General features: G+C 71.3%; 24 protein-coding genes. 6 read left to right on the top strand and 18 right to left on the bottom strand.

Going from position 1 to position 25,820, the window contains the following annotated elements; translation table 11 throughout:
* Position 1: 1 nt before the first annotated feature.
* The 8 genes from cimA to JAP66_RS05370 all read right to left on the bottom strand — a co-directional run bounded on the left by cimA (position 2) and on the right by JAP66_RS05370 (position 9,212).
* Positions 2 to 1,621 carry a citramalate synthase gene (gene cimA, locus JAP66_RS05335; protein ID WP_199430412.1) on the bottom strand — a complete coding sequence of 540 codons (1,620 nt, stop codon included), beginning with the start codon at positions 1,619 to 1,621 and terminating at the stop codon, positions 2 to 4.
* A gap of 230 nt (positions 1,622 to 1,851) precedes the next feature.
* Positions 1,852 to 2,109: a hypothetical protein gene (locus JAP66_RS05340; RefSeq protein WP_199430413.1), complete on the bottom strand. Its 258-nt coding sequence runs from the start codon at positions 2,107 to 2,109 to the stop codon at positions 1,852 to 1,854.
* A 126-nt stretch (positions 2,110 to 2,235) separates the two neighbouring features.
* The gene (locus JAP66_RS05345) at positions 2,236 to 3,276 is read right to left on the bottom strand and encodes a 3-isopropylmalate dehydrogenase (protein WP_199430414.1); all 1,041 of its coding nucleotides are present in this window, start codon (positions 3,274 to 3,276) and stop codon (positions 2,236 to 2,238) included.
* A 232-nt stretch (positions 3,277 to 3,508) separates the two neighbouring features.
* The gene (gene serA, locus JAP66_RS05350) at positions 3,509 to 5,104 is read right to left on the bottom strand and encodes a phosphoglycerate dehydrogenase (RefSeq protein ID WP_199430415.1); all 1,596 of its coding nucleotides are present in this window, start codon (positions 5,102 to 5,104) and stop codon (positions 3,509 to 3,511) included.
* Positions 5,105 to 5,415: 311 nt separating this feature from the next.
* Entirely contained in the window at positions 5,416 to 5,673 is a 258-nt protein-coding gene (locus JAP66_RS05355) for a DUF397 domain-containing protein (protein ID WP_199430416.1), read from the bottom strand.
* A 93-nt stretch (positions 5,674 to 5,766) separates the two neighbouring features.
* Positions 5,767 to 6,780, bottom strand: a complete 1,014-nt coding sequence (gene ilvC, locus JAP66_RS05360) for a ketol-acid reductoisomerase (protein WP_199430417.1) — start codon at positions 6,778 to 6,780, stop codon at positions 5,767 to 5,769.
* Between the two features lie 60 nt (positions 6,781 to 6,840).
* Positions 6,841 to 7,347 carry an acetolactate synthase small subunit gene (gene ilvN, locus JAP66_RS05365; protein ID WP_199430418.1) on the bottom strand — a complete coding sequence of 169 codons (507 nt, stop codon included), beginning with the start codon at positions 7,345 to 7,347 and terminating at the stop codon, positions 6,841 to 6,843.
* Positions 7,344 to 9,212 (bottom strand): acetolactate synthase large subunit, encoded by a 1,869-nt coding sequence (locus JAP66_RS05370; protein ID WP_210769675.1) that lies wholly within the window; start codon positions 9,210 to 9,212, stop codon positions 7,344 to 7,346. The genes ilvN and JAP66_RS05370 overlap by 4 nt, the downstream gene beginning before the upstream one ends.
* A gap of 330 nt (positions 9,213 to 9,542) precedes the next feature.
* On the opposite strand from JAP66_RS05370, the gene JAP66_RS32000 reads away from it, so the two are divergent.
* The gene (locus JAP66_RS32000) at positions 9,543 to 10,010 is read left to right on the top strand and encodes a PH domain-containing protein (protein WP_307849445.1); all 468 of its coding nucleotides are present in this window, start codon (positions 9,543 to 9,545) and stop codon (positions 10,008 to 10,010) included.
* A gap of 10 nt (positions 10,011 to 10,020) precedes the next feature.
* Positions 10,021 to 11,865, top strand: a complete 1,845-nt coding sequence (ilvD, locus tag JAP66_RS05380) for a dihydroxy-acid dehydratase (protein ID WP_199430421.1) — start codon at positions 10,021 to 10,023, stop codon at positions 11,863 to 11,865.
* Positions 11,866 to 11,928: 63 nt separating this feature from the next.
* On the opposite strand, the gene JAP66_RS05385 is transcribed toward ilvD, so the two are convergent.
* Together JAP66_RS05385 and JAP66_RS05390 are read right to left on the bottom strand one after the other, a co-directional pair.
* Positions 11,929 to 12,528, bottom strand: coding sequence for a DoxX family protein (locus tag JAP66_RS05385; RefSeq protein WP_199430422.1), 600 nt, complete (start codon positions 12,526 to 12,528; stop codon positions 11,929 to 11,931).
* Between the two features lie 73 nt (positions 12,529 to 12,601).
* Entirely contained in the window at positions 12,602 to 13,516 is a 915-nt protein-coding gene (locus tag JAP66_RS05390) for a 2-hydroxyacid dehydrogenase (RefSeq protein WP_199430423.1), read from the bottom strand.
* A 100-nt stretch (positions 13,517 to 13,616) separates the two neighbouring features.
* Here JAP66_RS05390 and JAP66_RS05395 point away from each other — a divergent pair, with 100 nt between their 5' ends.
* Entirely contained in the window at positions 13,617 to 14,807 is a 1,191-nt protein-coding gene (locus tag JAP66_RS05395) for a PQQ-dependent sugar dehydrogenase (protein ID WP_199430424.1), read from the top strand.
* A 50-nt stretch (positions 14,808 to 14,857) separates the two neighbouring features.
* On the opposite strand, the gene JAP66_RS05400 is transcribed toward JAP66_RS05395, so the two are convergent.
* The 4 genes from JAP66_RS05400 to gatC are packed head-to-tail and all read right to left on the bottom strand — an operon-like array spanning position 14,858 to position 18,712.
* Positions 14,858 to 15,394 carry a hypothetical protein gene (locus JAP66_RS05400; protein WP_199430425.1) on the bottom strand — a complete coding sequence of 179 codons (537 nt, stop codon included), beginning with the start codon at positions 15,392 to 15,394 and terminating at the stop codon, positions 14,858 to 14,860.
* Between the two features lie 2 nt (positions 15,395 to 15,396).
* Positions 15,397 to 16,902: an Asp-tRNA(Asn)/Glu-tRNA(Gln) amidotransferase subunit GatB gene (gatB, locus tag JAP66_RS05405; protein ID WP_199430426.1), complete on the bottom strand. Its 1,506-nt coding sequence runs from the start codon at positions 16,900 to 16,902 to the stop codon at positions 15,397 to 15,399.
* Positions 16,899 to 18,416, bottom strand: a complete 1,518-nt coding sequence (gene gatA, locus JAP66_RS05410) for an Asp-tRNA(Asn)/Glu-tRNA(Gln) amidotransferase subunit GatA (RefSeq protein ID WP_199430427.1) — start codon at positions 18,414 to 18,416, stop codon at positions 16,899 to 16,901. Before gatA ends, gatB begins: the two co-directional genes overlap by 4 nt.
* Complete coding sequence (gene gatC / locus JAP66_RS05415) at positions 18,413 to 18,712, bottom strand: Asp-tRNA(Asn)/Glu-tRNA(Gln) amidotransferase subunit GatC (protein ID WP_199430428.1); 300 nt, start codon at positions 18,710 to 18,712, stop codon at positions 18,413 to 18,415. Before gatC ends, gatA begins: the two co-directional genes overlap by 4 nt.
* Before the next feature lie 241 nt (positions 18,713 to 18,953).
* Here gatC and JAP66_RS05420 point away from each other — a divergent pair, with 241 nt between their 5' ends.
* Together JAP66_RS05420 and JAP66_RS05425 are read left to right on the top strand one after the other, a co-directional pair.
* Positions 18,954 to 19,607 (top strand): ACT domain-containing protein, encoded by a 654-nt coding sequence (locus JAP66_RS05420; protein WP_199430429.1) that lies wholly within the window; start codon positions 18,954 to 18,956, stop codon positions 19,605 to 19,607.
* Positions 19,608 to 19,711: 104 nt separating this feature from the next.
* Positions 19,712 to 20,377 carry a hypothetical protein gene (locus tag JAP66_RS05425; RefSeq protein ID WP_199430430.1) on the top strand — a complete coding sequence of 222 codons (666 nt, stop codon included), beginning with the start codon at positions 19,712 to 19,714 and terminating at the stop codon, positions 20,375 to 20,377.
* Positions 20,378 to 20,392: 15 nt separating this feature from the next.
* Here JAP66_RS05425 and JAP66_RS05430 read toward each other — a convergent pair whose 3' ends face one another.
* The 4 genes from JAP66_RS05430 to JAP66_RS05445 are packed head-to-tail and all read right to left on the bottom strand — an operon-like array spanning position 20,393 to position 24,832.
* Positions 20,393 to 20,953: a GNAT family N-acetyltransferase gene (locus JAP66_RS05430; protein ID WP_199430431.1), complete on the bottom strand. Its 561-nt coding sequence runs from the start codon at positions 20,951 to 20,953 to the stop codon at positions 20,393 to 20,395.
* Positions 20,946 to 23,078, bottom strand: coding sequence for an NAD-dependent DNA ligase LigA (gene ligA, locus JAP66_RS05435; RefSeq protein WP_199430432.1), 2,133 nt, complete (start codon positions 23,076 to 23,078; stop codon positions 20,946 to 20,948). Before ligA ends, JAP66_RS05430 begins: the two co-directional genes overlap by 8 nt.
* 11 nt (positions 23,079 to 23,089) lie before the next feature.
* Complete coding sequence (locus JAP66_RS05440; RefSeq protein WP_199430433.1) at positions 23,090 to 23,785, bottom strand: hypothetical protein; 696 nt, start codon at positions 23,783 to 23,785, stop codon at positions 23,090 to 23,092.
* A 9-nt stretch (positions 23,786 to 23,794) separates the two neighbouring features.
* Positions 23,795 to 24,832: a uroporphyrinogen decarboxylase/cobalamine-independent methonine synthase family protein gene (locus tag JAP66_RS05445; RefSeq protein ID WP_199430434.1), complete on the bottom strand. Its 1,038-nt coding sequence runs from the start codon at positions 24,830 to 24,832 to the stop codon at positions 23,795 to 23,797.
* A gap of 118 nt (positions 24,833 to 24,950) precedes the next feature.
* On the opposite strand from JAP66_RS05445, the gene JAP66_RS05450 reads away from it, so the two are divergent.
* Entirely contained in the window at positions 24,951 to 25,790 is an 840-nt protein-coding gene (locus JAP66_RS05450; RefSeq protein WP_199430435.1) for an LURP-one-related family protein, read from the top strand.
* Positions 25,791 to 25,820 lie beyond the last annotated feature (30 nt).

The following is a 25,820-nucleotide window of genomic DNA, read 5'->3' on the forward strand; positions in this document are numbered from 1 at the left end:
TTCACGAGCACCGCAGGCTCTTGTGCACCAGCGCGTCGCACAGGGCCAGCCAGCTCGCCTCGACGATGTTCTCGTGCACCCCCACCGTGGTCCACTCGCGCCTGCCGTCGCTCGACTCGATGAGCACCCTGGTCACGGCATCCGTACCGGGATGCCCGGCGAGGATGCGCACCTTGTAGTCGGACAGCTCCACGGTGTCCAACCAGGACAGGTGCGGCAGCAGCGCCTTGCGCAGCGCTGCGTCCAGCGCGTTGACCGGCCCGTTGCCCTCAGCGGTGGCGATCATGCGCTCACCGCCGACGTGCACCTTCACCGTCGCCTCGGAGATGACCTCGCCGTCGGCGCGGTGGTCGAGCACGACCCGGTAGGACTCCAGGGTGAACGGCGGCTCCGCGAGCTCGTGGCCGTCCGGGCCCTCGGCCTCCCTGCGCAGCAGCAGTTCCAGCGACGCGTCCGCCGCCTCGAACGACCAGCCGCCCGCCTCGAGGCGCTTCACCTTGCTCAGCACGCTGGTGAGCACCTCGGGCCGGCTGGCAAGGTCCACCCCGAGCTCACGTCCCTTGAGCTCAAGGCTGGCCCTGCCAGCCATCTCCGTGACCAGTACCCGCATGTCGTTGCCGACGAGAGCTGGATCGATGTGGTTGTACAACAACGGATCCACCTTGATCGCGCTCGCGTGCAGCCCCGCCTTGTGGGCGAAGGCCGAGGCCCCGACGTAGGCCTGGTGGGTGTCGGGGGCGATGTTCGCGATCTCGGCAAGGGCATGGGAGACGCGGGTGAGCTCGGCTGCGCTCCCGGTGGGGAGCACGTCCATGCCGAGCTTGGCCACGAGGTTTCCCGTCACGGCGAACAGGTCGGCGTTGCCGGCCCGCTCGCCGTAACCGTTCGCGGTGCACTGCACGTGCGTCGCGCCGGCCTGCACCGCGGCGATGCTGTTCGCCACGGCGCAGGAGGTGTCGTCCTGGCAGTGGATGCCCAGCCGCAGACCGGTGCGCTCCGCCACCTCGCGCACGGTCTCGGCGAGCTGCAACGGCAACTGCCCGCCGTTGGTGTCGCACAGCACCACGACGTCGGCGCCGCCCCGCCCGGCGGCGTCGAGCACCCGCAGAGCGGCGTCGGGATCGTGGGCGTAGCCGTCGAAGAAGTGCTCGGCGTCCAGGAAGACCCGCCTGCCCTCGGCGACGAGGAAGGAGATCGTGTCCTCCACCATCGCGCACGCCTCGTCGACATCCACCCGCAGCGCGCGCTCGATGTGCCGCAGGTCCGATTTGGCCACCAGCGTGATGACCGGGGCCGCGGAGTCGAGCAGGGCCCGGACCTGCTTGTCCTCGGCAGCCTTGACCCCGGCCTTGCGGGTGGAGCCGAACGCGACCAGCGCCGCGTGCTTGAGCACCAGTTCGCCCGAGGTGGCCCTGGCGAAGAACTCGGTGTCCTTCGGCATCGCCCCCGGCCAGCCGCCCTCGATGAAGCCGACGCCGAGCTCGTCCAGCAGCCGCGCGACCGCCAGCTTGTCGGTCACGGAGTACGAGATCCCCTCTCGCTGGGCCCCGTCGCGCAGAGTCGTGTCGTAGAGGTGGAAGTCGTCCCCGAGCGGGGTGTCGGCCGGTTCCGTGCGGCTCACGGGTCTCTCCTCAGGCGGTCGAGCGGGTTGTCCTGACAAACAAAAAGACCCCCCGCGGATGCGAGAGGTCTGCGCGCCGGGTGCCTGGGAAGGCACCTACCCGGCGCGCTGGCGGATAATGATCACGCGAGACGCGTTCATGCCCGCATCATGCCACAGGAACGCGCCGGGCCCAACTCGTGGGCGCGCATTCCCGGATACTGGACCTGCCGGCCCGGGACCGTACCGGGTCAGTCCTCCCGGTCACGCTCCGCGCGGGCACCGGCTCCGGTCTCACCGGTGTAGCCGATGTCCTCGCCCTCGGCCCGGCCGACGAACGTGTCGCTGGGCCCTGGACCGGTCGTGCTCGGGTTGTCCGCGCGCTCGTCCGGCCTGCCGCCGGTCGGACGCGCCCTGGCCACCGCGGGGTCGGTGGCCGCGTCGGCCTCGGGCGCGCTCGACGATGCCGGCTCGCGGCGTTCCAGCAGGTTGCGCAGCCATTTCCACATGGCGAACCACCTCACAAGGGGAGTTCCTCCCGCGAGGAGTTCCCGGCCACGGGCCCGCCAACACACGCCGAAGGCCACCTGGAGCCGCGGACGCGGTCCAGGTGGCCTTCGCTGTACGGGTACGCCTCAGCTGGCCTGGCGGGCGTTCGAGGAGACGAGCGCGGCCAGCCGGTCGCCGATGCCCTGGGTGCTGCCCGGCGAGGACTGGTCACGGGTCGCCAGGTCGAAGGCCACCGAGGCCTCGATCCGCCGCGCAGCCTCGATCTCGCCGAGGTGGTCGAGGAGCAGGGACATCGACAGCACGGCCGCTGTCGGGTCGGCCAGGTTCTGGCCCGCGATGTCCGGTGCGCTGCCGTGCACGGGCTCGAACATGCTGGGGTTGCGCTTGGTGATGTCCAGGTTTCCGCTCGCGGCGAGCCCGATGCCGCCGGTCACCGCCGCGGCGAGGTCGGTGATGATGTCGCCGAACAGGTTGTCGGTGACGATCACGTCGAAACGGCCGGGATCGGTGACCATGTGGATGGTCGCGGCGTCGACGTGCGAGTAGTTCACGGTCACGTCGGGGTGCTCGAGGGACACCTCCTCGACGATGCGCGACCACAGCGAGCCCGCGTGTTCGAGCACGTTCGTCTTGTGCACCAGGGTGAGGTGCTTGCGGGGACGCCGCTCGGCACGCGCGAACGCGTCGGCGACGACCCGCCGGATCCCGAACGCGGTGTTGACGCTGACCTCGGTGGCGATCTCGTGCTCGGTGTCCTTGCGCAGCAGGCCGCCGTTGCCCGCGTAAGGGCCCTCGGTGCCCTCCCGCACCACCAGCATGTCGATCTCACCGGGATCGGACAGCGGGCCCCGCACGCCCGGGTACAGCCGGGCGGGCCGCAGGTTCACGTGGTGGTCGAGCTCGAAGCGCAGGCGCAGCAGCAGCCCGCGCTCCAGGATCCCGCTCGGCACGGTCGGATCGCCGACGGCGCCGAGGAGGATGGCGTCGTGCTGCCGGAGTTCGCCGAGTACCGACTCGGGAAGCAGCTCACCGGTCGCGTGCCAGCGCGCGGCGCCGAGGTCGTAGTTCGTAGTCTCCGCGCCCGGAACGACCTCACCCAGCACCTTCAGCGCCTCGGTGACCACCTCGGGCCCGATCCCGTCACCTGGGATCACAGCGAGCCGCATCCATACACCTCCGTCGATCGGGGACCGGACCCCGGATGCCCCATTTGCGATCAAACTCCAGCCACGGCAGGTTACCGGCAGTCGACAATCCGCCGAAGCAGAACCACCCTTACGCCGGAGTCCGGCCTGCCTGTAGCCACCCGATCGTGGCACAGCGCTACCCATATGTTGATCTTGGGTCCCCGTTGGCGGCGAGGGCGCCCGGCGGCTCGGCGCCGCCGGGCGCGCAGGCTCACTCGAAGGCGACCGCGCGGATCATCCGCGCGTCGACCGTGGCGCCGATCGGCTCCAGCAGGTGCGAGTCGACCGCGCGATCCACCCGCAGCAGCATCACGGCGTCGGAGCGATCCGTGGTCTGGCTGATCTGCGCGGCCTCGATGTTGATCCCGGCCTCGCCGAGCAGGGTGCCGACCCTGCCCATGATCCCCGGGCGGTCCGGGTACTCGAGCAGCAGCACGTGGCCCTCGGCGCGCAGGTCGAAGTGCCGTCCGTTGACCTCGACGACCTTCTGTACCTCGTCCTTGCCGATGACCGTGCCCGACACGGAGTGCGCGCTGCCGTCGTTGTGCACGGCGCGCACGGTCAGCAGGCTGCGGAAGTTCGGGCTCTCCGGCTCGGTGGTGACCTGCACCTGCACGCCGAGCTCCTCGGCGAGCCTCGGCGCGTTGACGAACGTCACCTGGTCCTCGACGACCCCGGAGAAGACCCCGCGCAAGGCCGAGAGCTGGAGCACGCTCACGTCCTCACCGGAGAGCTCGCCACTGGCGACCACGGAGACCGACGAAGGGGGCTTCGCGCTGAACGCCGAGAGGACCGTGCCCAGCTTCTGGGCGAGCGGCAGGTAGGGCCGCACCTCCTCGCTGACCGTGCCGCCCGCGACGTTCACGGCGTCCGGGACGAAGTCACCGCGCAGCGCGAGCTTCACCGAGACGGCGACATCGGTGCCCGCCCGGTCCTGCGCCTCCGCGGTCGAGGCGCCCAGGTGCGGCGTGACCACGACGTTGGGCAGGTCGAACAGCGGGCTGGAGGTGGTCGGTTCGGTGACGAACACGTCCACGCCCGCGCCGCCGACCTGGCCGTCCTTGACGGCGTTGGCGAGCGCGTCCTCGTCGACGAGCCCGCCGCGGGCGGCGTTGACGATCAGCACGCCCTTCTTGGTCTTGGCCAGCGCGGCGGCGTCGATGAGGCCCTTCGTCTCGGGCGTCTTCGGCAGGTGGATGGAGATCGCGTCGGCGCGCTCCAGCAGCTCGTCGAGCGAGACGAGTTCGATGCCGAGCTGCGCGGCGCGCGCGGCGGAGACGTACGGGTCGTAGGCGATGACGTGGGTGTCGAACGCGGCGACCCGCTGCGCGAAGAGCTGGCCGATCTTGCCGAGGCCCACCACGCCGACGGTCTTGCCGTTGAGCTCGACGCCGGTGTAGGCGCTGCGCTTCCACTCCCCGCCGCGCAGGCTCTGGTCGGCGGCCGGCACCCGCCGGGCGACCGCGAGCAGCAGCGCCACGGCGTGCTCGGCGGCGGAGACGATGTTCGAGGTCGGCGCGTTGACCACCAGCACGCCCCGCTCGGTGGCGGCAGGCACGTCGACGTTGTCCAGCCCCACCCCGGCGCGGGCGACGACCTTGAGCTTGTTCGAAGCACCGAGCACTTCGGCGTCGACCTTCGTGGCGGACCGGACGAGCAACGCGTCGGCGTCGCCGACCGCGGCCAGCAGTGCCGGACGGTCGGTCCCGTCCACATGCCGGACCTCGACCTCGTCGCCGAGCGCGCTCACCGCGGAGGGAGCGAGCTTCTCGGCGAGGAGAACGACGGGCTGGCTGGAATTGGTCACGATGCGCCTTTCGGATCGGGTTCGGTTCGCGGTGCCCGGTACGGCACCCGGGCTCTTCACACCGGTACGTGGCTTCGCCACCCGCGCGGCGCCGGCATCCCGTCGTCGCGAACCACCCTCCGTGAGCTCGGTGAGCTCCGTGAGCTCCGTGAGTTCCGGGCGGTCCCGCCGGCAGGATCGTGAATAGCCCTCGCGGACGCGCTCATCGGGTCACGACGCTGTGCCCGGACGCGCGCAGTCTAGCCCCGGAGTGGGCTCCGTGTTAACCACGCCGCAATGTGTCCACAACGCGAGACGATCCGGCCGGTGGCTCAGGGCTGGTCGAACTCACCGTCCCGCGCTCCCGCGATGAACGCGTCCCACTCGGTGGACGTGAAGACCAGGGCGGCGGTGTCCGGATCGGATTGCGAGCGGATCGCGACGTAGGTCAGGCCGTCGGTGTGCGGGACGAACGCGTACTCGATCACGTTTCCCTCGGGCGGCACCCGCCGCCACTCCGCACTGTCGAGGTCGAGCTCGTCGCGGATGTGGGCCTTGTCGTCGACGGCGGATCGCCGTTCGTCACTCATATGCCGCACGTTAAGCCATCGGCGCCGGATACGCGCGAGGCCACCTCACTCGTCACCCGAGTGAGGTGACCTCGATAGACGGTGCGTAGCGCGTCAGGCGGTCTCGGTGATCGGGCGGTCCACCCACGACATCAGGCCGCGCAGCTTCTTGCCGGTCTCCTCGATGGAGTGCTGCTCGCCTGCCTCCTGCAGCTTGCGGTAGTTCGGGCGGCCCGCCTCGTCCTCGGCGACCCACTCCCGCGCGAACGTGCCGTCCTGGATCTCGGCGAGAATCGCCTTCATGTTCTCCTTGACCTGCGGGCCGATCACGCGCGGGCCCCTGGTCAGGTCGCCGTACTCGGCGGTGTCGGAGATGGAGTACCGCATCCGCGCGATGCCGCCCTCGTACATGAGGTCGACGATGAGCTTCAGCTCGTGCAGCACCTCGAAGTAGGCGATCTCCGGCGCGTAGCCCGCCTCGGTGAGCACCTCGAAACCGGTCTGCACGAGCGCCGAGGTGCCGCCGCAGAGCACCGACTGCTCCCCGAACAGGTCGGTCTCCGTCTCCTCCTTGAAGGTCGTCTTGATGACGCCCGCGCGGGCGCCGCCGATGGCGGCCGCGTAGGAGAGCGCGATCGCCTGGCCGTTGCCGCTCGGGTCCTGCTCGACCGCGATCAGGCAGGGCACCCCCTTGCCGTCGACGAACTGGCGGCGTACCAGGTGCCCCGGCCCCTTCGGCGCCACCATCGCGACATCCACATTGGCCGGCGGCTTGATGAGGTCGTAGCGGATGTTGAAGCCGTGCCCGAAGAACAGCGCGTCGCCGTCCTTCAGGTTCGGCTCGATGTCCTCGGTGTAGATGGTGCGCTGCTTCGTGTCGGGCGCCAGGATCATGATCAGATCGGCTTCCTTGGACGCCTCCGCCGGCGTCAGCACGCGCAGGCCCTCGTCCTCGGCCTTGCCACGCGAGCGCGACCCCTCGGGCAGACCGATGCGCACATCGACCCCGGAGTCGCGCAAGCTCAGGGCGTGCGCGTGGCCCTGGCTGCCGTATCCGATCACGGCGACCTTGCGACCCTGGATGATGCTCAGATCCGCGTCGTCGTCATAGAAGGTTTCGACTGACATGAGGGGTGGTACTTCCTTTCGGTTCTTGAAAACGGTCCGGCAGAGCGAAGGGCGGGCGCGTCAGCGCGAGGAGGTCGCCGTGATCGACCGGGCGCCCCGGCCGACCGCGACCATGCCGGACTGGACGAGTTCGCGCACGCCGTAGGGCTCCAGCATGCGCAGCAGCGCGCCGATCTTGTCGCCGGTGCCGGTGGCCTCGATGGTCAGTGCCTCCGGCGACACGTCCACCACCTTGGCACGGAAGAGATGCACGGTCTCCAGGACCTGGCTGCGCACCGTGGCGTCCGCCCGCACCTTCACGAGCAGCAGTTCGCGCTGCACGGAGACCTCCGGGTCGAGCTCCACGATCTTGATGACGTTGACGAGCTTGTTGAGCTGCTTGGTCACCTGTTCGAGCGGTAGCTCCTCAACGGCGACCACGATCGTCATCCGGGACACCTCGGGGTTCTCCGTGGGCCCGACGGCGAGGGACTCGATGTTGAATCCCCGCCGGGAGAACAGGCCCGACACGCGGGCCAGCACACCCGGGACGTTCTCCACCAGAACACTCAGTGTGTGGTTCGTCATTGGGACACCTCGGACACCTCGTCGTCGTCGAACAGCGGCCGGATGCCGCGCGCGGCCATGATCTCGTCGTTGCTGGTGCCCGCGGCGACCATCGGCCACACCTGGGCATCCTTGCCCACCACGAAGTCGATCACGACGGGGCGGTCGTTGATGGCCATCGCGCGCTGGATGACGTCGTCGACCTCGTCCTTGGTCTCGCAGCGCAGTCCCGCGCAGCCGAGCGCCTCGGCGAGCAGGGTGAAGTCCGGGATGCGGTGCTTGTGCGTGCCGAGGTCGGTGTTGGAGTAACGCTCGGCGTAGAACAGGTTCTGCCACTGGCGGACCATGCCGAGGTTGCCGTTGTTGATCACCGCGACCTTGATCGGCGCCCCCTCGATCGCGCAGGTCGCCAGTTCCTGGTTGGTCATCTGGAAGCAGCCGTCGCCGTCGATGGCCCACACCTGCCTGTCCGGGAACCCGAACTGCGCGCCCATCGCGGCGGGGACCGCGAAGCCCATCGTGCCGAGCCCGCCGGAGTTGATCCACGTGTTCGGGTTCTCGTAGCGGATGAACTGCGCGGCCCACATCTGGTGCTGGCCGACGCCCGCCGTGTAGATCGCGTCCGGGCCGGCCAGCTCACCGATCCGCTCGATCACGTACTGCGGCGACAGCGCGCCGTCCGGCGGCCACTCGTAGCCCGCCGGGAAGGTGTCCCGCCAGGAGTCGACCTGCGTCCACCAGGCCGCGAGGTCCGGCGGGCCGGACCGCTCGCTCTCGCGCACGGCGGCGATCAGCTCGGTGATGATCTCGGCGCAGTCCCCCACGATCGGCACGTCGGCCTTGCGGTTCTTGGAGATCTCCGCGGGGTCGATGTCGGCGTGCACCACGGTGGCGTCCGGCGCGAACGTCGTCAGCTGGCCGGTCACCCGGTCGTCGAACCGGGCGCCGAGGGCGATCAGCAGGTCCGCCCGCTGCATCGCGGCCACCGCGGCCACCGAGCCGTGCATCCCGGGCATGCCCAGATGCTGGGAGTGCGAGTCGGGGAACACCCCCCGCGCCATCAGCGTGGTGACCACCGGGATTCCGGACAGCTCGGCCAGCTCCCGCAGCTGCGCGGCCGCCCGTGCCTTCACCACGCCACCGCCGACGTAGAGCACCGGCCGCCGCGACTGCGAGATCAGCCGGGCCGCCTCGCGCACCTGCTTGCCGTGCGGGCGCAGCGTCGGCCGGTACCCCGGCAGCCGCATCTCCGGCGGCCACGAGAACGACGTCATCTCCTGCAGGACGTCCTTGGGGATGTCCACCAGGACCGGCCCCGGCCTGCCCGTGCTCGCCAGGTGGAACGCCTCCGCGACCACCCTCGGTATCTCCGCCGGGTCGGTCACCAGGAAGTTGTGCTTGGTGATCGGCAGCGTGATGCCGCAGATGTCGGCCTCCTGGAAGGCGTCGGTGCCGATCAGCGCGCGCGACTGCTGCCCGGTGATCGCCACCAGCGGCACCGAGTCCATGTTCGCGTCGGCCAGCGGGGTCACCAGGTTCGTCGCACCGGGCCCCGAGGTCGCCATGCACACGCCGACCTTGCCGGTCGCCTGCGCGTAGCCGGTCGCGGCGTGCCCCGCGCCCTGCTCGTGCCGCACCAGCACGTGCCGCACCTTCGTCGAGTCGAGCAGCGGGTCGTACGCCGGCAGGATCGTGCCGCCCGGAATGCCGAATACGACCTCGGCGCCGACCGCCTCGAGCGAACGCACGAGCGACTGCGCGCCGGTCACCCGGACGGGTGTTCCGGCGGGCGGTCCCGGCTTCGGGCGGGCTCCCAGTTGGCTGGGCGACGCCGGTTGCGGTGTCGGCCCAGCGTTCGATTCCGATCGCGAGGTGGCGCTTGTCATCGGTTCTGCCTCGTGGGTTCTCGGTGCTGGCTGCTTGTGGGGTCTTGTCGTTCTCAGCGGTCGTTCTTCGGCGGGCTTGCGGTCCGGGCATCAAAAAACCCCCGCCGACCGAGAAGGTCGCACGAGGGTCGCGCGTCGATGCAGAGGCTGTCCCTAAGCGTCGACGCGCTTGGGAAGTACGAGGCCGATCTGCGGTGTCACGGGCACGACGTTAATCGCCCACTGTCACGAGTGTCAACTTGGCGGGATGGTGATTCCGGATACTGGACACTCCGACGGTCGGACTCCCCCGCTTTCCGGGCGCGCCGCGGCCCGGGGCACTATCTGGGCGTGACCGACGAGGCAGGCAACGCCGACGAGCCCCAGCAGCCGGACGAGAGCAGGCGCGCGGTCTTCCGGGTACCCGGGATCGCGCTGCTCGCCGTCATCATCCTCCTGTTCTGCGTGACGCCCGCGGCGTTCGCGCTGCCCGGACTGCAGGCGCTGTACCTGGTTCCGCTCGGGCTCACCGTGTGGATCATCCGGACCCGCACCGTCGCGACGCGCGAGGGCCTGACCGTGCGGACGATGTTCCGCACGCGCCACCTGCCGTGGACGGCGCTCAAGGGCCTGGCGCTCACCGAGCGGTCCAAGGTTCGCGCCGTGCTCGCCGACGACAGCAGGATCGCGCTGCCCGCGGTGCGCACCCGGCACCTGCCCGTGCTCGCCCTCGTCAGCGAGGGCAGGCTCCCCGACCCTTCGGGCGTGCTCGCCGAGGAAGGCGAACAACCCGGAGAGGGCGAAGGAGACCAGGCGTAATCTGGCGCGCATGCCTCAGCTGCGCTCCCGAACCACCACACACGGCCGCAACGCCGCGGGCGCCCGCTCCCTGTGGCGCGCCACCGGCATGACCGACAGCGACTTCGGCAAGCCGATCGTGGCCGTCGCCAACTCCTACACCCAGTTCGTCCCCGGGCACGTGCACCTCAGGGACCTCGGTGACGTGGTCGCAGGCGCGGTGCGCGAGGCGGGCGGCGTCCCCAGGGAGTTCCACACGATCGCGGTCGACGACGGCATCGCGATGGGGCACAGCGGGATGCTCTACTCGCTGCCCTCGCGCGAGATCATCGCGGACTCGGTGGAGTACATGGTCAACGCGCACCAGGCCGACGCGCTCGTGTGCATCTCCAACTGCGACAAGATCACGCCGGGCATGCTCAACGCCGCGATGCGGCTGAACATCCCCACCGTGTTCGTCTCGGGTGGACCGATGGAGGCCGGCAAGGCCGTCGTGGTCGAGGGGGTGGCGCAGGCGCCCACGGATCTCATCACCGCCATCTCCGCCTCGGCGAGCACCGCCGTCGACGACGACGGACTGTCCGCCGTGGAGCGTTCGGCGTGTCCCACGTGCGGCTCGTGCTCCGGCATGTTCACCGCCAACTCGATGAACTGTCTCACCGAGGCACTCGGGCTCGCGCTGCCGGGCAACGGCTCCACGCTGGCCACGCACGCGGCCCGCCGCGAGCTGTTCACCGGTGCCGGGCGCACCGTGGTGGAGCTGGCGAGGCGTTGGTACGAGCAGGACGACGAGGCGGCGCTGCCGCGCTCGATCGCCGGCCGGAACGCGTTCGAGAACGCGATGGCACTGGACATGGCGATGGGCGGCTCGACCAACACGGTGCTGCACATCCTCGCCGCCGCGCAGGAGGGCGAGATCGCGTTCACCATCGACGACATCGACGCGGTCGGGCAGCGGGTTCCCTGCCTGTCCAAAGTGGCGCCAAACTCCGACTACCACGTGGAGGATGTACACCGCGCGGGTGGTATCCCGGCGATTCTCGGCGAGCTGTACCGCGGCGGCCTGCTCAACGAGGACGTCCACGCCGTGCACGCGTCCTCTTTGGAGGAGTGGCTGTCCACCTGGGACATCCGCGGCGGTTCACCTTCGGCCGAGGCGCTGGAGCTGTTCCACGCCGCACCGGGCGGGGTGCGCACCACCGAGGCGTTCTCGACGTCGAACCGGTGGTCCGATCTGGACACCGACGCGGCGGGCGGCTGCATCCGCGACGTCGCCAACGCCCACACCACCGACGGCGGGCTCGCGGTGCTGCGCGGCAACCTGGCCGAGCGGGGGGCGGTGATCAAGTCGGCGGGCATCGAGGAGGAGCTGTGGCGTTTCCAGGGCCCGGCGCGGGTCGTGGAGAGCCAGGAGGAGGCCGTCTCGGCGATCCTCGGCAAGCGGATCCAGCCCGGTGACGTGCTGGTGGTGCGTTACGAGGGGCCCGCGGGCGGTCCCGGCATGCAGGAGATGCTGCACCCGACGGCGTTCCTCAAGGGCGCCGGGCTCGGCAAGCGGTGCGCGCTGATCACCGACGGCCGCTTCTCCGGCGGGTCGTCCGGGATCTCGGTGGGCCACATCTCGCCCGAGGCGGCGGCGGGCGGCGCGATCGGCCTGGTCGCCGACGGAGACCAGATTCTCATCGACGTGCGCGAGCGCAGACTGCAACTGCTGGTGGACGACGACGTGCTCGCGGAGCGCCGCGCGAAGATGGAGGCGAACGAGCGGCCGTGGCAGCCGGCGCAGCGCGAGCGGCCGCTCACCGGCGCGCTGCGCGCCTACGCCCGGATGGCCACCTCCGCCGACACGGGCGCCGTCCGCGACCCCGCGAGGTGACCTCGACCGCGCGCGGCAAGGGAGCTTCACCACCGTCGTGCCGTGGTGAAGCTCCCTTGCGGTTCAGCGGCAAAGGATGAGCACGACCACCGAGCCCGCCGCGGCGAGCACGAGGCCAACGAAGCCGAACGGCAGGGTGTTGCGCCGCCACGGGGTGTTCTTGTCCAGCGCGATCCGGCCGGAGCCGGTGAACATCAGCGCGAACGCGGCGGCGCCGAGCATGAGTTCGTACTCGTAACCCGAACCGTCGCCCATGAAGAAGCCGTCGCCGAACTTGACGAACACGATGTTGGCGGCCACCCCGAGCACGGCCGCGGCGCCGAGCGGCGTGAACAGCCCGACCACCAGCAGCGCGCCGCCGGTCACCTCGGCCAGCGCGGTGACCCAGGACAGCAGCGTGGTCTGTGTCGTGTAGCCAAAGGACTCCAGCGCATCGGCGAAGCCGCCGATGCCCGGCCCGCCGAACCACCCGAACAGCTTCTGCAGGCCGTGCACCACCATGGTGCCGCCCAGCACCAGCCGCAGCACGAGCAGGCCGAGGTCGAGCCCGCTGTGCCAGCGCTCCGGCTCGTCGGCCATCCGGCTCTCGAAGTCGTCTGGCTGCGAGATGGTGGTCGTCGGCTCGTCGAACCCGTCGTCGTACCCATCGTCACGAGTCGTCATGCGCGGGCAGAGTAGAGCATCCGGGTGACGCGCGGGAGAACGGCTGTGCACTTCTCCCCGGCGGGCCCGCCGCTCAGTACTCGCCGTGCACGAGGTTCTGCGGCAGCTCGCCCTGCACGTAGCGCTCGATCTCGGCGACCGCCACGACGTACGAGCGCCGCCGCGCGCCACGGACCGAGCCGGCCACGTGCGGGGTCAGCAGCAGGCCGGGCGCCTTCCACAGCGGATGCTCCGGTGGCAACGGCTCGGGATCGGTGACGTCCAGCGCCGCCCGCAGCCGCCCGGAAGTCAGGGCCCCGAGCAGGGCCTCGGTGTCCACCACCTGCCCGCGCGAGGCGTTCACCAGCAGCGCGCCGTCCGGCATCGCCGCGAGGAACGCCGCGTCGACCATGCCCTGCGTGCGCGAGGTGAGCGGCACCATCAGCACGACCACCTCGCTGTCGGTGAGCAGGCCGGGCAACTCGTCGACGCCGTGCACGCCGTCCCGCGCGGACAGCCCGACCATGGTCACCCAGGTGTCGAACGGCTCCAGCTTGCGCCGCAACTGGCGGCCGAGGTCCCCGGCACCCACGATGAGCACCCGCTTGCCCTGGAGCGTGTCGGTGCTGCGCGGCGTCCAGTCGCGCTCGTTCTGCGCGTGGGCGAAGGCGCCCAGATCACGGAACATCGACAGCAGCACGGCCATCACCCACTCGGCGGTGCTGCCACCGTGCGCGCCACGGCAGGTGGCCAGCAGGACCCCCGGAGGCAGCTCGCCCACCCAGTCCTCGGCACCCGCCGAGAGCAGCTGGATCAGCTTGAGCCGGGGCAGTTCGGCCAGCAGCGCCGGGGTCTGCGACGACCACGGGAACCCCGGGATCAGCACCTCCGCGTCGGCGGCCTCCGCGGGCAGCGGCTCGCCCGCCGTGTAGCGCACCGGGTGCACGCCGGCGACCTCCGTCAGCGCCGTCACACCGTCGTCGTCGGGAACCAGGACCGTGACCGTCATTCCCGCCATCGTCGCCTACTCGCGCGCCCGGCTCGCGGCTGGGTCGGCCTGCCGACCCGCTTACCCGAGGTTCACGGTGTGCCGCCTACGCTCGATCATTGTGCGGATCCGGCCCCGGAAGACGTCGTGGCCGCTGGCGCTGGCCGCCAGCGGCGCGCTGCTGCTGTCCGGTTGCGCCGACTTCAGCGAGAGCACGGCCGAGCAGGACTGGGAACCCGCGCCGGAGCTGACCCCGGAGGCCGGCCCGCAGCCGGAGCTGCCCGAAGCGGGTACCCCGGCCGTGCCAAGCGGCAGGCCCGGCTCGCCCACCCCGGTCCCGCCGCCGGACGGCTGCACCGACTACGACAAGGCCGTCATCGCCACCTGCCTGGACACGGTGTCGGCGGTCGCCGCCCTGCCCACCGACGGCTCGGCCATCACGGCGCTCGCGGCGGAGCGCCGCAGCGGCCGCATCTCGCTCGTCGGCACGGACGCCGAGCGCTCCGATTTCGCCGCGCTGAACGTCGATGCCACGGGCGACGGCGGGCTGACCGGCCTGGCGCTGTCGCCGACCTACGCCGAGGACCGGCTCGTCTTCGCCTACATCACCACCCCCGAGGACAACCGGGTGGTGCGCTTCGCCGAAGGCCAGGAGCCCAAGCCCGTGCTCACCGGCATCCCGAAGGGCAGCACCGGCAACCAGGGCGCCCTGCTCACCGATGGCAAGGGCGCGTTGCTGGTCGCCACCGGCAACGCGGGCGACCCCGCCGCGGCCGCCGACCCCGACTCACTGGCCGGCAAGATCCTGCGGATCGACACCGGCGGGCGGCCCGCACCGGGCAACCCGCGTCCGGACTCCCCGGTGCTCGCGAGCGGCCTGCACTCCCCCGGCGGGCTCTGCAAGGCGGCGGACGGCTCCCGCCTGTGGGTCACCGACCAGGGCCCGGAACAGGACGCGATCCACCTGGTCCGGCCGGGCGAGAAGCTGGACGCGCCCGCCTGGACCTGGCCGGACAAGCCGGGCGTGACCGGCTGCACCGACTGGACCGACATGCTGGCGGTCGTCACCTCCGGGGCGGGCAACCTGCAGGCCCTTCCGGTCACCCAGGACGGCTCGATCGGCGGCAAGCCACAGGTCACCATGGACGGCGACAACGGGACCAGCTACGGCAAGCTGGACGGTTTCGACCCGGTCACCCCCGACTACGCCGTCGCGGGCACCGTCAACAAGGACGGCGGCGACCCGGTGTCCAGCGACGACCGGGTGGTCATCATCGTGCGGCCACCGTCGTCCGGCGCCGGCCGCGACTGACCTCACCAGCCCTCGTGAGTGGCTACCGGCGTTCTCACTCGCGTAGGCACTCACGAGACCGGGCGGCGTCTTCCTCCGGGAGTGCCTTTACGGGGGTGCCGCGCCTCGGCGCGGGCCGCCCGCACGTCGAGTACCGCCGCCACCGTCGAGGCGAGCGCCGCGGCGAGCCCCAGGTAACGGCCGATCCCCGCGTTCACCGTGACACCGCCGGCCCGCAGCAACGCCCGCTGCTCGCTGCCGAACTGCCAGTCGATGATCAGCCAGCCCAGCACGAGGGAGACGAGCGCGACCGCGCACGCCACCAGCCACAGCTGCGGAAGGCCGCTCACCCGCGCCTTCGCGGACTGCCCGGCCAGCGTGACCGCGAGCCCGGCGAGCAGGAGCAACAGCGGCGGGAACCACGCGAAGAACGTCGAGTCCCACGCCGAGCGGGACACCTCGTCCGCCGGCAGCTCAGCCAGCGCGGCGCCGACCTCCGGGTCGGTGGCGCGCAGCCGCGTCCATGGCAGGAACAGCGTCCCGAGCCCGAGCAGCCCGGCACCGAGGCCGAGCCACTCGCGCCAGGAAACCCGCGCGGGAGAGAACATGCTCAGGCGCCGACGCGTTCCAGGATCAGCTCGCGCACGCGCTTGGCGTCGGCCTGCCCCTTCGTCGCCTTCATCACGGCGCCGACGATCGCACCGGCGGCCTGCACCTTGCCGCCCCGGATCTTCTCGGCGACGTCCGGCTGCGCGGCCAGCGCCTCGTCCACGGCGGTGAGCAGGGCCGTGTCGTCCGAGACGACCTTGAGGCCGCGCGTCTCCACGACCTCGTCCGGTTCGCCCTCACCGGCCAGCACGCCCTGCACGACCTCGCGGGCGAGCTTGTTGGTCAGCTCACCGGACTTGACCAGCTCGATCACCCTCGCCACCTGAGCAGGCGTGATCGGCAGATCGGCGAGCTCGACCTCACGCGCGTTGGCCTGCTGCGTCAGGAACTGCACCCACCAGCTGCGGGCGTCGCCCGGCTCGGCACCGGCGTCCACGGTCGCCGCGACTAGGTCGGCGGCGCCGGTGTTGACGAGGTCCCGCAGCTCCTCGCCGGTGAGGCCCCACTCTTCCTGGATCCGCTTGCGACGTTCCCACGGCGGCTCCGGCAGCGTGCCGCGCAGCTCCTCCACCCACTCGCGCGACGGCGCGACGGGCACCAGGTCGGGTTCCGGGAAGTAGCGGTAGTCCTCCGCCGTCTCCTTCGTGCGGCCAGGGGCGGTCGTGCCGTCGCTCTCCTGGAAGTGCCGGGTCTCCTGCCTGATCGTGCCGCCGCCCGCGAGCACCGCGCCGTGCCGGGCCATCTCGTAACGTACCGCGCGCTCGACACTGCGCAGCGAGTTGACGTTCTTCGTCTCGGTACGGGTGCCGAACTCGCTCGTGCCCTTCGGCATCAGCGACACGTTCGCGTCACAGCGCAGCGAGCCCTGATCCATACGGACGTCGGAGACGTCCATCGCGCGGAGCAGATCCCGCAGCGCGGTCACGTACGCGCGGGCGATCTCGGGCGCGCGCTCCCCCGCGCCGGTGATCGGCTTGGTGACGATCTCGATCAGCGGCACGCCGGCCCGGTTGTAGTCCAGCAGCGAGTGCTCGGCGCCGTGGATGCGGCCGGTCGCCCCGCCCACGTGCAGCGACTTGCCGGTGTCCTCCTCCATGTGGGCGCGCTCGATCTCCACCCGCACCACCTCGCCGTCGTCGAGCGGCACGTCCAGGTAGCCGTCGAACGCGATCGGCTCGTCGTACTGCGAGGTCTGGAAGTTCTTCGGCATGTCCGGGTAGAAGTAGTTCTTCCTGGCGAAGCGGCACCATTGCGCGATCTCGCAGTTGAGCGCCAGCCCGATCCGGATCGCCGACTCCACGGCCTTGCCGTTCATCACCGGCAGGGCACCGGGCAGGCCGAGGCAGGTCGGGCACACGTGCGTGTTGGGCTCCCCGCCGAACACGTTGGCGCAGCCGCAGAACATCTTCGTGTTCGTGGAGAGCTCGACGTGCACCTCCAGCCCGAGCACCGGATCGAACCGCTCGATCACCTCGGCGTAGTCCATCAGTTCAGCCACCGCGGTCACTTCGCCGCCTCCAACTCCGGAACCTGGTGAACCAGCGAGCCGCCCGCGGCGGCGTCGCGTGCGACCTCGTAGGCCGCGCCGACCCGGTAGAGCCGGTCGTCGGCCAGCGTCGGCGCCATGATCTGCAGGCCGACCGGGAGACCGTCCTCGTCGGAGAGCCCGCTCGGAACGCTCATGGCCGGGTTGCCCGCCAGGTTGGCGGGAATCGTGCACAGGTCGGCGAGATACATCGCCAGCGGGTCGTCGACCCGTTCACCGATCTTGAACGCGGTGGTCGGGGTCGTCGGCGACACGAGCACGTCGACCCGCTCGAACGCCGCCGTGAAGTCGCGGGTGATGAGCGTGCGCACCTTCTGCGCGGAGCCGTAGTAGGCGTCGTAGTAACCCGAGGACAGCGCGTAGGTGCCGAGCATGATGCGGCGCTTGACCTCGGCGCCGAACCCGGCCTCGCGGGAGAGCGACATGACCTCCTCGGCGCCGTGCTCGCCGTCGTCGGCGACCCGGAGCCCGTAGCGCATTGCGTCGAAGCGGGCCAGGTTCGAGGAGCACTCGCTGGGCGCGATCAGGTAGTAGGCGGGCAGCGCGTAGGCGAAGTTGGGGCACGACACCTCGACCACCTCCGCGCCCAGCTCGCGCAGCTGTTCCACCGCGGCCTGGAACGAACGGAGCACGCCCGGCTGGTAACCCTCCCCGGCGAACTCCTGGACGACGCCGACCCGGACTCCGCTCAGGTCACCGCGCGCCCCTTCCCTGGCAGCCGCGACGACCGGCGGCACGGGCGCGTCGATCGAGGTGGAGTCGAGCGGGTCGTGGCCGCCGATGACCTCGTGCAGAAGGGCCGCGTCGGTCACCGTCCGCGCGCACGGCCCGGCCTGGTCGAGCGAGGAGGAGAACGCCACCAGCCCGTAACGGGAGACGCCGCCGTAGGTGGGCTTGACGCCGACCGTCCCGGTGACGGCACCGGGCTGGCGGATCGAGCCGCCGGTGTCCGTGCCGATCGCCAGCGGCGCCTCGAACGCGGCGAGCGAGGCGGACGAACCGCCGCCGGAACCGCCGGGGATCCGCTCGTGGTCCCACGGGTTGCGGGTGGGTCCGTACGCCGAGTTCTCGGTGGAGGAGCCCATCGCGAACTCGTCCATGTTCGTCTTGCCGAGGATGACGATCCCGGCCTCGCGCAGCCTGCGGGTGACCGTCGAGTCGTACGGGGGGAGCCAGTTCTCCAGCGTCTTCGACCCGCACGTGGTGGGGATGCCCTCGGTGGTGAGGACGTCCTTCAGCGCGAGCGGGACCCCGGCCAGCGGGGAAGCGGGCGCGTGTCCCGCCTCGAGGCCGGCGTCCACCTCGCGGGCCGCGGCGAGCGCTCCCTCGGTGTCGACATGCAGGAAGGCGTGCACGCGGCCGTCGGCCTCGGCGATGCGGTCCAGGTGCGCCCGCGTGACCTCGGCGGAGGTGACCTCCCGCGCGTGGATCTTGGCGGCCAGCTCGGCGGCGGTGAGCCTCGTCAGGTCGGTCACTGTTCTTCTCCCAGAATCCGCGGTACCCGGAACCTGCCCTCTTCGGCGGCGGGCGCGCCGGCGAGCGCCTGCTCCTGGCTCAGCCCCGGCCGGATCTCGTCCGCCCGGAAGACGTTGGTCAGCGGCACGGCGTGCGAGGTGGGCGGGATCTCGTCCCCGGCGACCTCGCCGACCTTCGCCACCGCGTCCAGGATCTGGTCGAGCTGGCCTGCGAAGACGTCCAGTTCCTCGTCGGTGACGGCCAGCCTGGCCAGCTTGGCAAGGTGCGCGACCTCGTCGCGGGAAATGTTGGGCACGCGGGTGACTCCCCGGATGTTCTCGACTTGGGTGTTTCCCCAGGCAGTCTATGGCTTGCGAGCCGGCCCTCTCGACTGGCCCACGGGTGCGCTGGGAAGCTGGACGCGAGCGGCGACTCCACTTGGCGCGGCGCTTCTGCCACAATCAGCGGCCGGCACACGCGCTCCACGGCAAGGAGGGAGTGCCCGACTCGACTGACCGTCTGAAAGCTGCGGTGAGCTGCTTGAACGAGGTGAACAGGTGTCTTTCCTGATCCGGGTACAGCTGCCGGACAGTCCGGGAACCCTCGGTGCCGTGGCCACCGCCCTCGGCCTCGCCGGGGCCGACATCCTCAGCGTGGACGTGGTCGAGCGGGGCAACGGCATCGCCGTCGACGACCTGGTCGTGGAGCTGCCGTCGGGGCGGCTGCCGGACGCGCTGATCACGGCGGCCGAGAGCATCGAGGGAGTCGAGGTCGACGCCGTACGGCCGTATGCGGGTGTGCTCGACACCCATCGTGAGCTGGAGCTCGTCGAGGAGATCGCCGGTCAGCCCGCGTCCGGGCTCAGCCTGCTCGCCGAAGGGGTGCCGCGGATAATCCGGGCGGGCTGGTCGCTGGTCGTGCAGCAGTCCGACGAGGGCGTGCTGCGGCTGGCCGCGTCCGGCGCGGCCCCGGAGGCGCCGGTCACCGACATGCCGTGGCTGCCGCTGGAACGGGCGACGGTGCTCGACTCGGAGGACTCCTGGATACCGGAGACCTGGCAGGAGCTGGGCACGGAACTGGCCGCGACGCCCCTTGGCAAGCCCGACCGGGCGCTGCTCGTGGGACGTCCCGGCGGCCCCATGTTCCGCGCCGCCGAGGTGGCCCGGCTCGCCCATCTCGCCGGAATCGTCGCGGTCGTCCTGGACTCGTGAGTGCGTACACGAGTTCTAACTCGTGTACGCACTCACGAGAGGTGACCAGGCGTGCCACCGCGTGGCCCAGATCGTTGACCAGGTGAGAACGTACAATCGAGGCGATGGCCTCGCCCGACTCCACCGCTGACTCCGCGCCCGGCACGCGCGCGGAGCAGGTGGAGGAGCGGCTCGCCATCCCCGTGCTCGTCGCGGCGCTGGTGTCCGTGCCCGCGGTCTTCCTCACCACCACCGGCGGCACGGCGGCAGTGGTCGGGATGCTGCTCAACTGGCTGTCACTGGTCGTGCTGCTCGGGGAGTCGGCCGTGCTGCTCTGGGTCAGCCGCGATGTCGCCAAGTGGGTGCGGGAGCACCGGTGGCAGCTGATCGTGACGGGGGCGACGGTGCCCGCGGTCGTGTTCGCCGTCGGCCCCGTGCAGATCCTGCGGCTGCTGCTCTCACTCGGTGCCCTGCGGATCCTGCGAGCGGGGCGGATCGTGCGCGCCGGCCGGGTGATCCGCCGCAGGGCCGGGCTCGACAAGGGCCGCGGCCGGTGGCTGCTGGCCGGTGCGACGGCACTGGCCGCCGTGTTCGTGGCGATCGTGCTCGCGGACCCCACCTCGCGCAGCCGCCGCGTCACCGACTGGGTGCTCGACAACGTCGGCGTCGTCCCCGCGATCGCGGGCGGGCTGGTGCTCGCCGCCGCGACGGTGCTCACGCTCCGCTACCGCAGCAGCGACCGGGTCCGCGACACGCTGCGCAGACTCACCCGCCGCCGCGACGCCTCGTGAGTGCGCAGACGAGTTCTAACTCGTGTGCGCACTCACGAGGGTGAGGGCGTACGCGAGCAGGAGCACATCGGGCGCGGGAGACCAGTCGCGCTCGGGCAGGCGCCGGAAGCCCAGCCGCTCGTACAGGCGGTGGGCGGTCTTCATGGACTCAAGGCTGCACAGCACCACCCGCGGGGCATCGAGCGCCACGGCGCGGTCCAGCACGGCCCTGGTCAGTGCCGCCCCCACACCATGCCCGCGCGCGTGCTCGGCGACCGCCAGCATCCGGAACTCCACCTCGCCGTCGCGGGCGAGTTCCGCGTACGGGCTCCCTGCCCGGACGACGGTGACCGAGCCGAGGATCGTGTCCGCCCCGTCCACCGCGACCAGGACCTCGGCGTGCCCGGCCCGGTGTGCGGTGTCGCGCAGCTCGTCGGCGTAGGACTCGGTGCCCTCGTGGCTGAGCAGGCCGTCGGCCTGGTAGGCGGCGACGGTGAGCTCACCCACCTCGGCCAGTTCGCCCGGCCGCACCACGCGGATCAGCGGCGCCCCCGGCGGCCGCGGGTCGGTACCGCTCCGGCAGGCACTCTCACTCATCGGGCTCGCCCTGCACCTCGGCCACCTCACGCGCCGCGTCCGGGCCGCGTTCGAGCAGCACCCGGAAGCCGTCCTCGTCGAGCACGGGAACCTTGAGCTGCACGGCCTTGTCGTACTTGGACCCTGGCGCGTCGCCGACCACCACGAACGCGGTCTTCTTCGACACCGAGCCCGCCGACTTGCCACCGCGCACCATGATGGCCTCCTTGGCCTCGTCGCGGGACAGCGTCTCCAGCGATCCGGTGACGACGATCGACAGTCCCTCGAGGTGCCGCGGTATGGACTCGTCGCGCTCCTCGGCCATCCGCACACCCGCACGGCGCCACTTCTCGACGACCTCCCGGTGCCAGTCCACCTCGAACCACTCCCGCACCGCCTGCGCGATGGCGGGCCCGACGCCGTCCACGTCGGCGAGCTCCTGTTCACTCGCCTCGTCGATGCGCTCGATCGAGCCGAACTCCCTGGCGAGCGCCTGCGCGGCGGTCGGCCCGACATGCCGGATGGACAGGGCGACCAGCACCTTCCACAGTGGACGTTCCTTGGCGGCTTCCAGATTGGCCAGCAGCTTGCGCCCGTTGGCGGAGAGCTCCCCTGCCTTCGTGCGGAAGAGGTCGGCCTGCTTCAGGCTCTCCTCGTCGAGGTCGAAGATGTCGCCCTCGTCGGCGACCACACCGGACTGCAGCAGCGCGGTGGCCGCCTCGTAGCCGAGCACCTCGATGTCCAGCCCCGATCGGCTGCTCAGGTGGAACAACCGCTCCCGCAGCTGCGCGGGACAGTGCCGCGCGTTCGGGCAACGGATGTCGGCGTCGCCCTCCTTCTCGTAGGCGAGCAGGGTGTCGCACTCCGGGCAGTGCGTGGGCATCGTGAACTCGCGCTCCTCGCCGGTGCGCACGTCCACGACCGGGCCGAGGACCTCGGGGATCACGTCGCCCGCCTTGCGGATCACCACCCGGTCGCCGATCAGCACCCCCTTGCGCCGTACCTCCGCGCCGTTGTGCAGCGTCGCCATCGCGACGGTGGAACCGGCCACCTTCACCGGCTCCATCACCGCGTACGGCGTCACCCGGCCGGTGCGCCCCACGTTGACGCGGATGTCGAGCAGTGTGGTGGTGGCCTCCTCCGGCGCGTACTTGTACGCCACCGCCCAGCGCGGCGCCCGCGAGGTCGAGCCGAGCCTGCGCTGCAGGGAGACCTGGTCGACCTTGATCACCACGCCGTCGATCTCGTACTCGGCGTCGTGCCGGTGCTCGTCCCAGTACCGGATGTGCTCGGCGAGCCCGTCCGCCGTCTCGATCACCTTGCTGTAGGCGGACACCGGCATCCCCCATGCCGCCAGTGCCTCGTAGGACTCCGATTGCCGCGCGGGCTCGAACCCGTCCCGCTTGCCGAGGCCGTGGCAGATGAACCGCAGCGGGCGCGTCCTGGTGACCCGCGGATCCTTCTGCCGCAGCGATCCGGCGGCGGCGTTGCGCGGGTTCGCGAACGGCGGCTTGCCCGCCTCCACCAGGCGGGCGTTCAGCTCGGCGAACTCGCCGACGCGGTAGTACACCTCGCCACGGATCTCGACCAGGTCAGGCACTCCGAACCGCTCGCTCTCGCGCAGGCGCGTCGGCACGTCCTGCAGGGTGCGGACGTTGAGCGTGACGTCCTCCCCGGTGCGGCCGTCGCCACGGGTCAGCGCGCGGGTCAGCCTGCCCTTCTCGTAGAGCAGGTTGATCGCGAGCCCGTCGATCTTCAGCTCGCACAGGTAGCGCGTGCTCCCGCCGACCTCGCGCTCGACCCGGTCGATCCACGCGTACAGCTCCTCGAAGTCGAACACGTTGTCGAGGCTGAGCATGCGTTCGAGATGGTCGTGCGCGGTGAACTCGGTGGAGAAGGTGCCGCCGACGTTCTGCGTCGGCGAGTCCGGGGTGGCCAGCCCCGGGTACTTCGCCTCCAGCTCCTCCAGCTCGCGGAACAACGCGTCGAACTCGCCGTCGGAGATCGTCGGCGAGTCGAGCACGTAGTACCGGAACTGGTGGCCGCGGACCTCCTCGGCCAGCGCGGTGTGGCGCTCCCGCGCGTCCGCGGGAACGTCCCCGATGTCCTGGGCCACCTGCCCTGCGGCAAGGTCTTCACTGCTCACAGGCGCCTAGCCTAGTCAGTTCCCCCGACATTCTCGTTCAGGCTGTTCAGGTTGCGGACCAGGTCACGGAACTCCAGCAGGGTGAGCGAGCCGGCGGGCTCGGCCTCGGCGGTCTCCACGCGGCATAGCCGGTCGGCGGCCAGCCGCTCGCCCAGCGCCGCGTCCAGCGGCAGGAACGTCAGTGCCACGCGCGTCTGCTCGTCCAGCTCGGCGAACCGCGGGTGGTGCACGGCCACGTCGACCACCTGCTCGGCCTCGTCGACCTGCACGGCCAGCCGCACGTCGGCGAGCGCGACCCGGTGCTCGCCGACGTTGACGGTGACCTCGCTCGGATCTGGCACCGGCGGCACCGAGTCGTGGTACTCCCAGATGGCGTCCTCGGCGGGCGCCGCGGCCCGCCACGCGTCGGTGTAGGGCCGCAGCGCCGGATCCTCCTGACCGCTCACGACCAGCGCGTAGACCGCCCGCCGCCCACGTTCGAGTGAAAACTGAAGGCGCGGATGCACCCTGGCCACCGCGTCGCACAGCGCCACCTCGACCCGCTGCGGCTCGCGGTCACCGAGCGCGGCGCTCACCTCGGGCAGCAGTCCCTGCCAGCGGCGCCAGAACTCGCGGGCCGCCTCGGCGGGGTCGGCGGGCACGGGCTGCTCCGGCCACGGCGTGCGGGGGTCCGGCGGTTCCCGGCGGGATCGCCCGAAAAGTCGCATGCCCGAGTCCTACCAGCCCTCGGGCGGCTCCACGAACGCCTTGCCGAGATCCCGGGTGAGAGCCAGCGCGCGGCGCATCCAGTCGTGGCTCGCTCGGGCAAGGCCACACGTCGGCGTCGGCACCGACCGCTCCCCGAGAGTCGACCGGCCGAAGCCGAGCCGGTCGACCAGGCGCAGCGCGGGCGAGGCCACGTCGTGCAGGCTGGGCCGGTCTTCCGGTTCCTCCGCGGGCACCAGCCCCAGCAGGAAGACCGTGCCTGCGTCCCACGCCTCACCGAACTGGTCGAGCAGCGTGCCCGGCGCGCCCTCCAGCTGCGTCGCGTCGATGGCGAGCGCCCCGGCGCCGGTCGCGCGCAGCAGGCCGACCGGCGGCCGAGGCCCGCAGCAGTGCAGGACCACCCGCTGGCCGGTGACCCGCTCGGCCGCCGCCACGACCGTCGCGAGCAGGTCACGCGCCTCCGGCTCGGGCACCGAACGGACCGTGCCGTAGCCGGACGGGGTCGAGAGGGCACCCGCGAGCACGGCGGGCAGCGTTGGCTCGTCGAACTGCACCACCACCTGCGCCCCGGTGCGGGCGGCGAGCTCGCGGACGTGCGCGGTGAGCCCCTCGACGAGCGAGGTGGCGAAGTCGCGCGTGGCGCCGGGGTCGGTCAGCACCCGGTGCCCGCGGGCCAGCTCGATGCCCGCGGCGAGCGTCCACGGCCCCGCGACCTGCGTCTTGATCACCCGTGGCGCGGTGCCCACGCGGCCGCAGGCGTCCTCGAGGGCGTCGAGGTCCCAGCGCAGCAGGTCGGTGCCGCGCCGGTGGTCGCGGCCTGCGCGGGCGGCGACCCGGTAGCCGCTCGGCACCACCTCGACGGCCAGGTCGACGAGCAGCGCGGCGGTGCGCCCGAGCATGTCGGCGCCGACGCCACGGTCCGGCAGCTCCGGCAGGTACGGGAACTCGGGCAGCTCACCGAGCACGATCGCGGCGGTCTCGGCCGCGTCGGTGCCCGGCATCGAGCCGATTCCGGTGGCCACTCCAGCGGGCCAGGCTTGCTCAGTCACACCCCGATTCTGCTCGCCGCCCGGTGCCGGTGCGGAAGGCCCCCGGTCCCTGCTCGGGTCACGCGGATCGAACGATCAGCTGGTACCCGGCGGCGTCCGGCGTGGCTACGCTCAGGCCATGACGAGCAGCGCACCGGCACCGGGCTGGTATCCCGACCACCACGACGCACACCTGGCCCGCTGGTGGGACGGCCGGGCCTGGACCGCCCATACCCAGCCCGCCCAGCAGCAGCCCGCCCACGGTGCTCCCGGTGCTCACGATGCGGAGGCGATCGAGCTCGACATCGAGCGCGGTCACGACCCGGCGCGCATCCAGCAGCAGGCGGCCAAGGGCACGGGCGGCTCCGGCGGCGGCTTCGCGGGCGGCGGCACGCTGTTCACCGAGCCGGTACTGGTGGTCAACCAGCGCGCCAAGCTCATCGAGATGGCCAGCGAGTACGGCGTGTTCGACCAGCACGGCAGGCAGATCGGCGGCGTCGTCCAGGTCGGGCAGAGCATGCTGAAGAAGATGGTGCGGCTGCTCACGAAGTACGACCAGTTCCTGACCCACCGGTTCGAGGTCCGCGACGCCGCGCACAACACGCTGCTGCGGGTGACCCGCCCGGCGAAGGTGTTCAAGTCGCGGTTCCAGGTGAGCAGGGCGGACGGCTCACCGGTCGGCGAGGTGTCCCAGGAGAACGTCTTCGGCAAGATCCGGTTCGCCTTCACCGTGCAGGGACAGAAGGTGGGCGCGATCAAGGCGGAGAACTGGCGGGCGTGGAACTTCTCGATCACCGATCACACCGACACCGAGGTCGCGCGGATCACCAAGACCTTCGGCGGTTTCGTGAAGGCCGCGTTCACCACCGCGGACAACTACGTGGTGCAGATCCACCGGCCGCTGCCCGACCCGCTGGCGAGCATGGTCATCGCCGCGGCGCTCACCGTCGACACGGCACTCAAGCAGGACGCCAACTAAGCGTTCGTTCAGTGATGTGTGTCTCAGCTT

It is taken from the genome of Qaidamihabitans albus, assembly GCF_016464705.1.
Lineage (GTDB): Bacteria > Actinomycetota > Actinomycetes > Mycobacteriales > Pseudonocardiaceae > Qaidamihabitans > Qaidamihabitans albus.

Coding starts and splice junctions, on each gene's coding strand:
- JAP66_RS05340 (WP_199430413.1), bottom strand. CDS start 2,109: ATGTGGAAATGGCTGCGCAACCTGCTGGAACGCCGCGAGCCGGCATCG.
- JAP66_RS05345 (WP_199430414.1), bottom strand. CDS start 3,276: ATGCGGCTCGCTGTGATCCCAGGTGACGGGATCGGGCCCGAGGTGGTC.
- JAP66_RS05355 (WP_199430416.1), bottom strand. CDS start 5,673: ATGAGTGACGAACGGCGATCCGCCGTCGACGACAAGGCCCACATCCGC.
- ilvC (WP_199430417.1), bottom strand. CDS start 6,780: ATGTCAGTCGAAACCTTCTATGACGACGACGCGGATCTGAGCATCATC.
- ilvN (WP_199430418.1), bottom strand. CDS start 7,347: ATGACGAACCACACACTGAGTGTTCTGGTGGAGAACGTCCCGGGTGTG.
- JAP66_RS05370 (WP_210769675.1), bottom strand. CDS start 9,212: ATGACAAGCGCCACCTCGCGATCGGAATCGAACGCTGGGCCGACACCG.
- ilvD (WP_199430421.1), top strand. CDS start 10,021: ATGCCTCAGCTGCGCTCCCGAACCACCACACACGGCCGCAACGCCGCG.
- JAP66_RS05385 (WP_199430422.1), bottom strand. CDS start 12,528: ATGACGACTCGTGACGATGGGTACGACGACGGGTTCGACGAGCCGACG.
- JAP66_RS05390 (WP_199430423.1), bottom strand. CDS start 13,516: ATGACGGTCACGGTCCTGGTTCCCGACGACGACGGTGTGACGGCGCTG.
- JAP66_RS05400 (WP_199430425.1), bottom strand. CDS start 15,394: ATGTTCTCTCCCGCGCGGGTTTCCTGGCGCGAGTGGCTCGGCCTCGGT.
- JAP66_RS05425 (WP_199430430.1), top strand. CDS start 19,712: ATGGCCTCGCCCGACTCCACCGCTGACTCCGCGCCCGGCACGCGCGCG.
- JAP66_RS05430 (WP_199430431.1), bottom strand. CDS start 20,953: ATGAGTGAGAGTGCCTGCCGGAGCGGTACCGACCCGCGGCCGCCGGGG.
- JAP66_RS05440 (WP_199430433.1), bottom strand. CDS start 23,785: ATGCGACTTTTCGGGCGATCCCGCCGGGAACCGCCGGACCCCCGCACG.
- JAP66_RS05450 (WP_199430435.1), top strand. CDS start 24,951: ATGACGAGCAGCGCACCGGCACCGGGCTGGTATCCCGACCACCACGAC.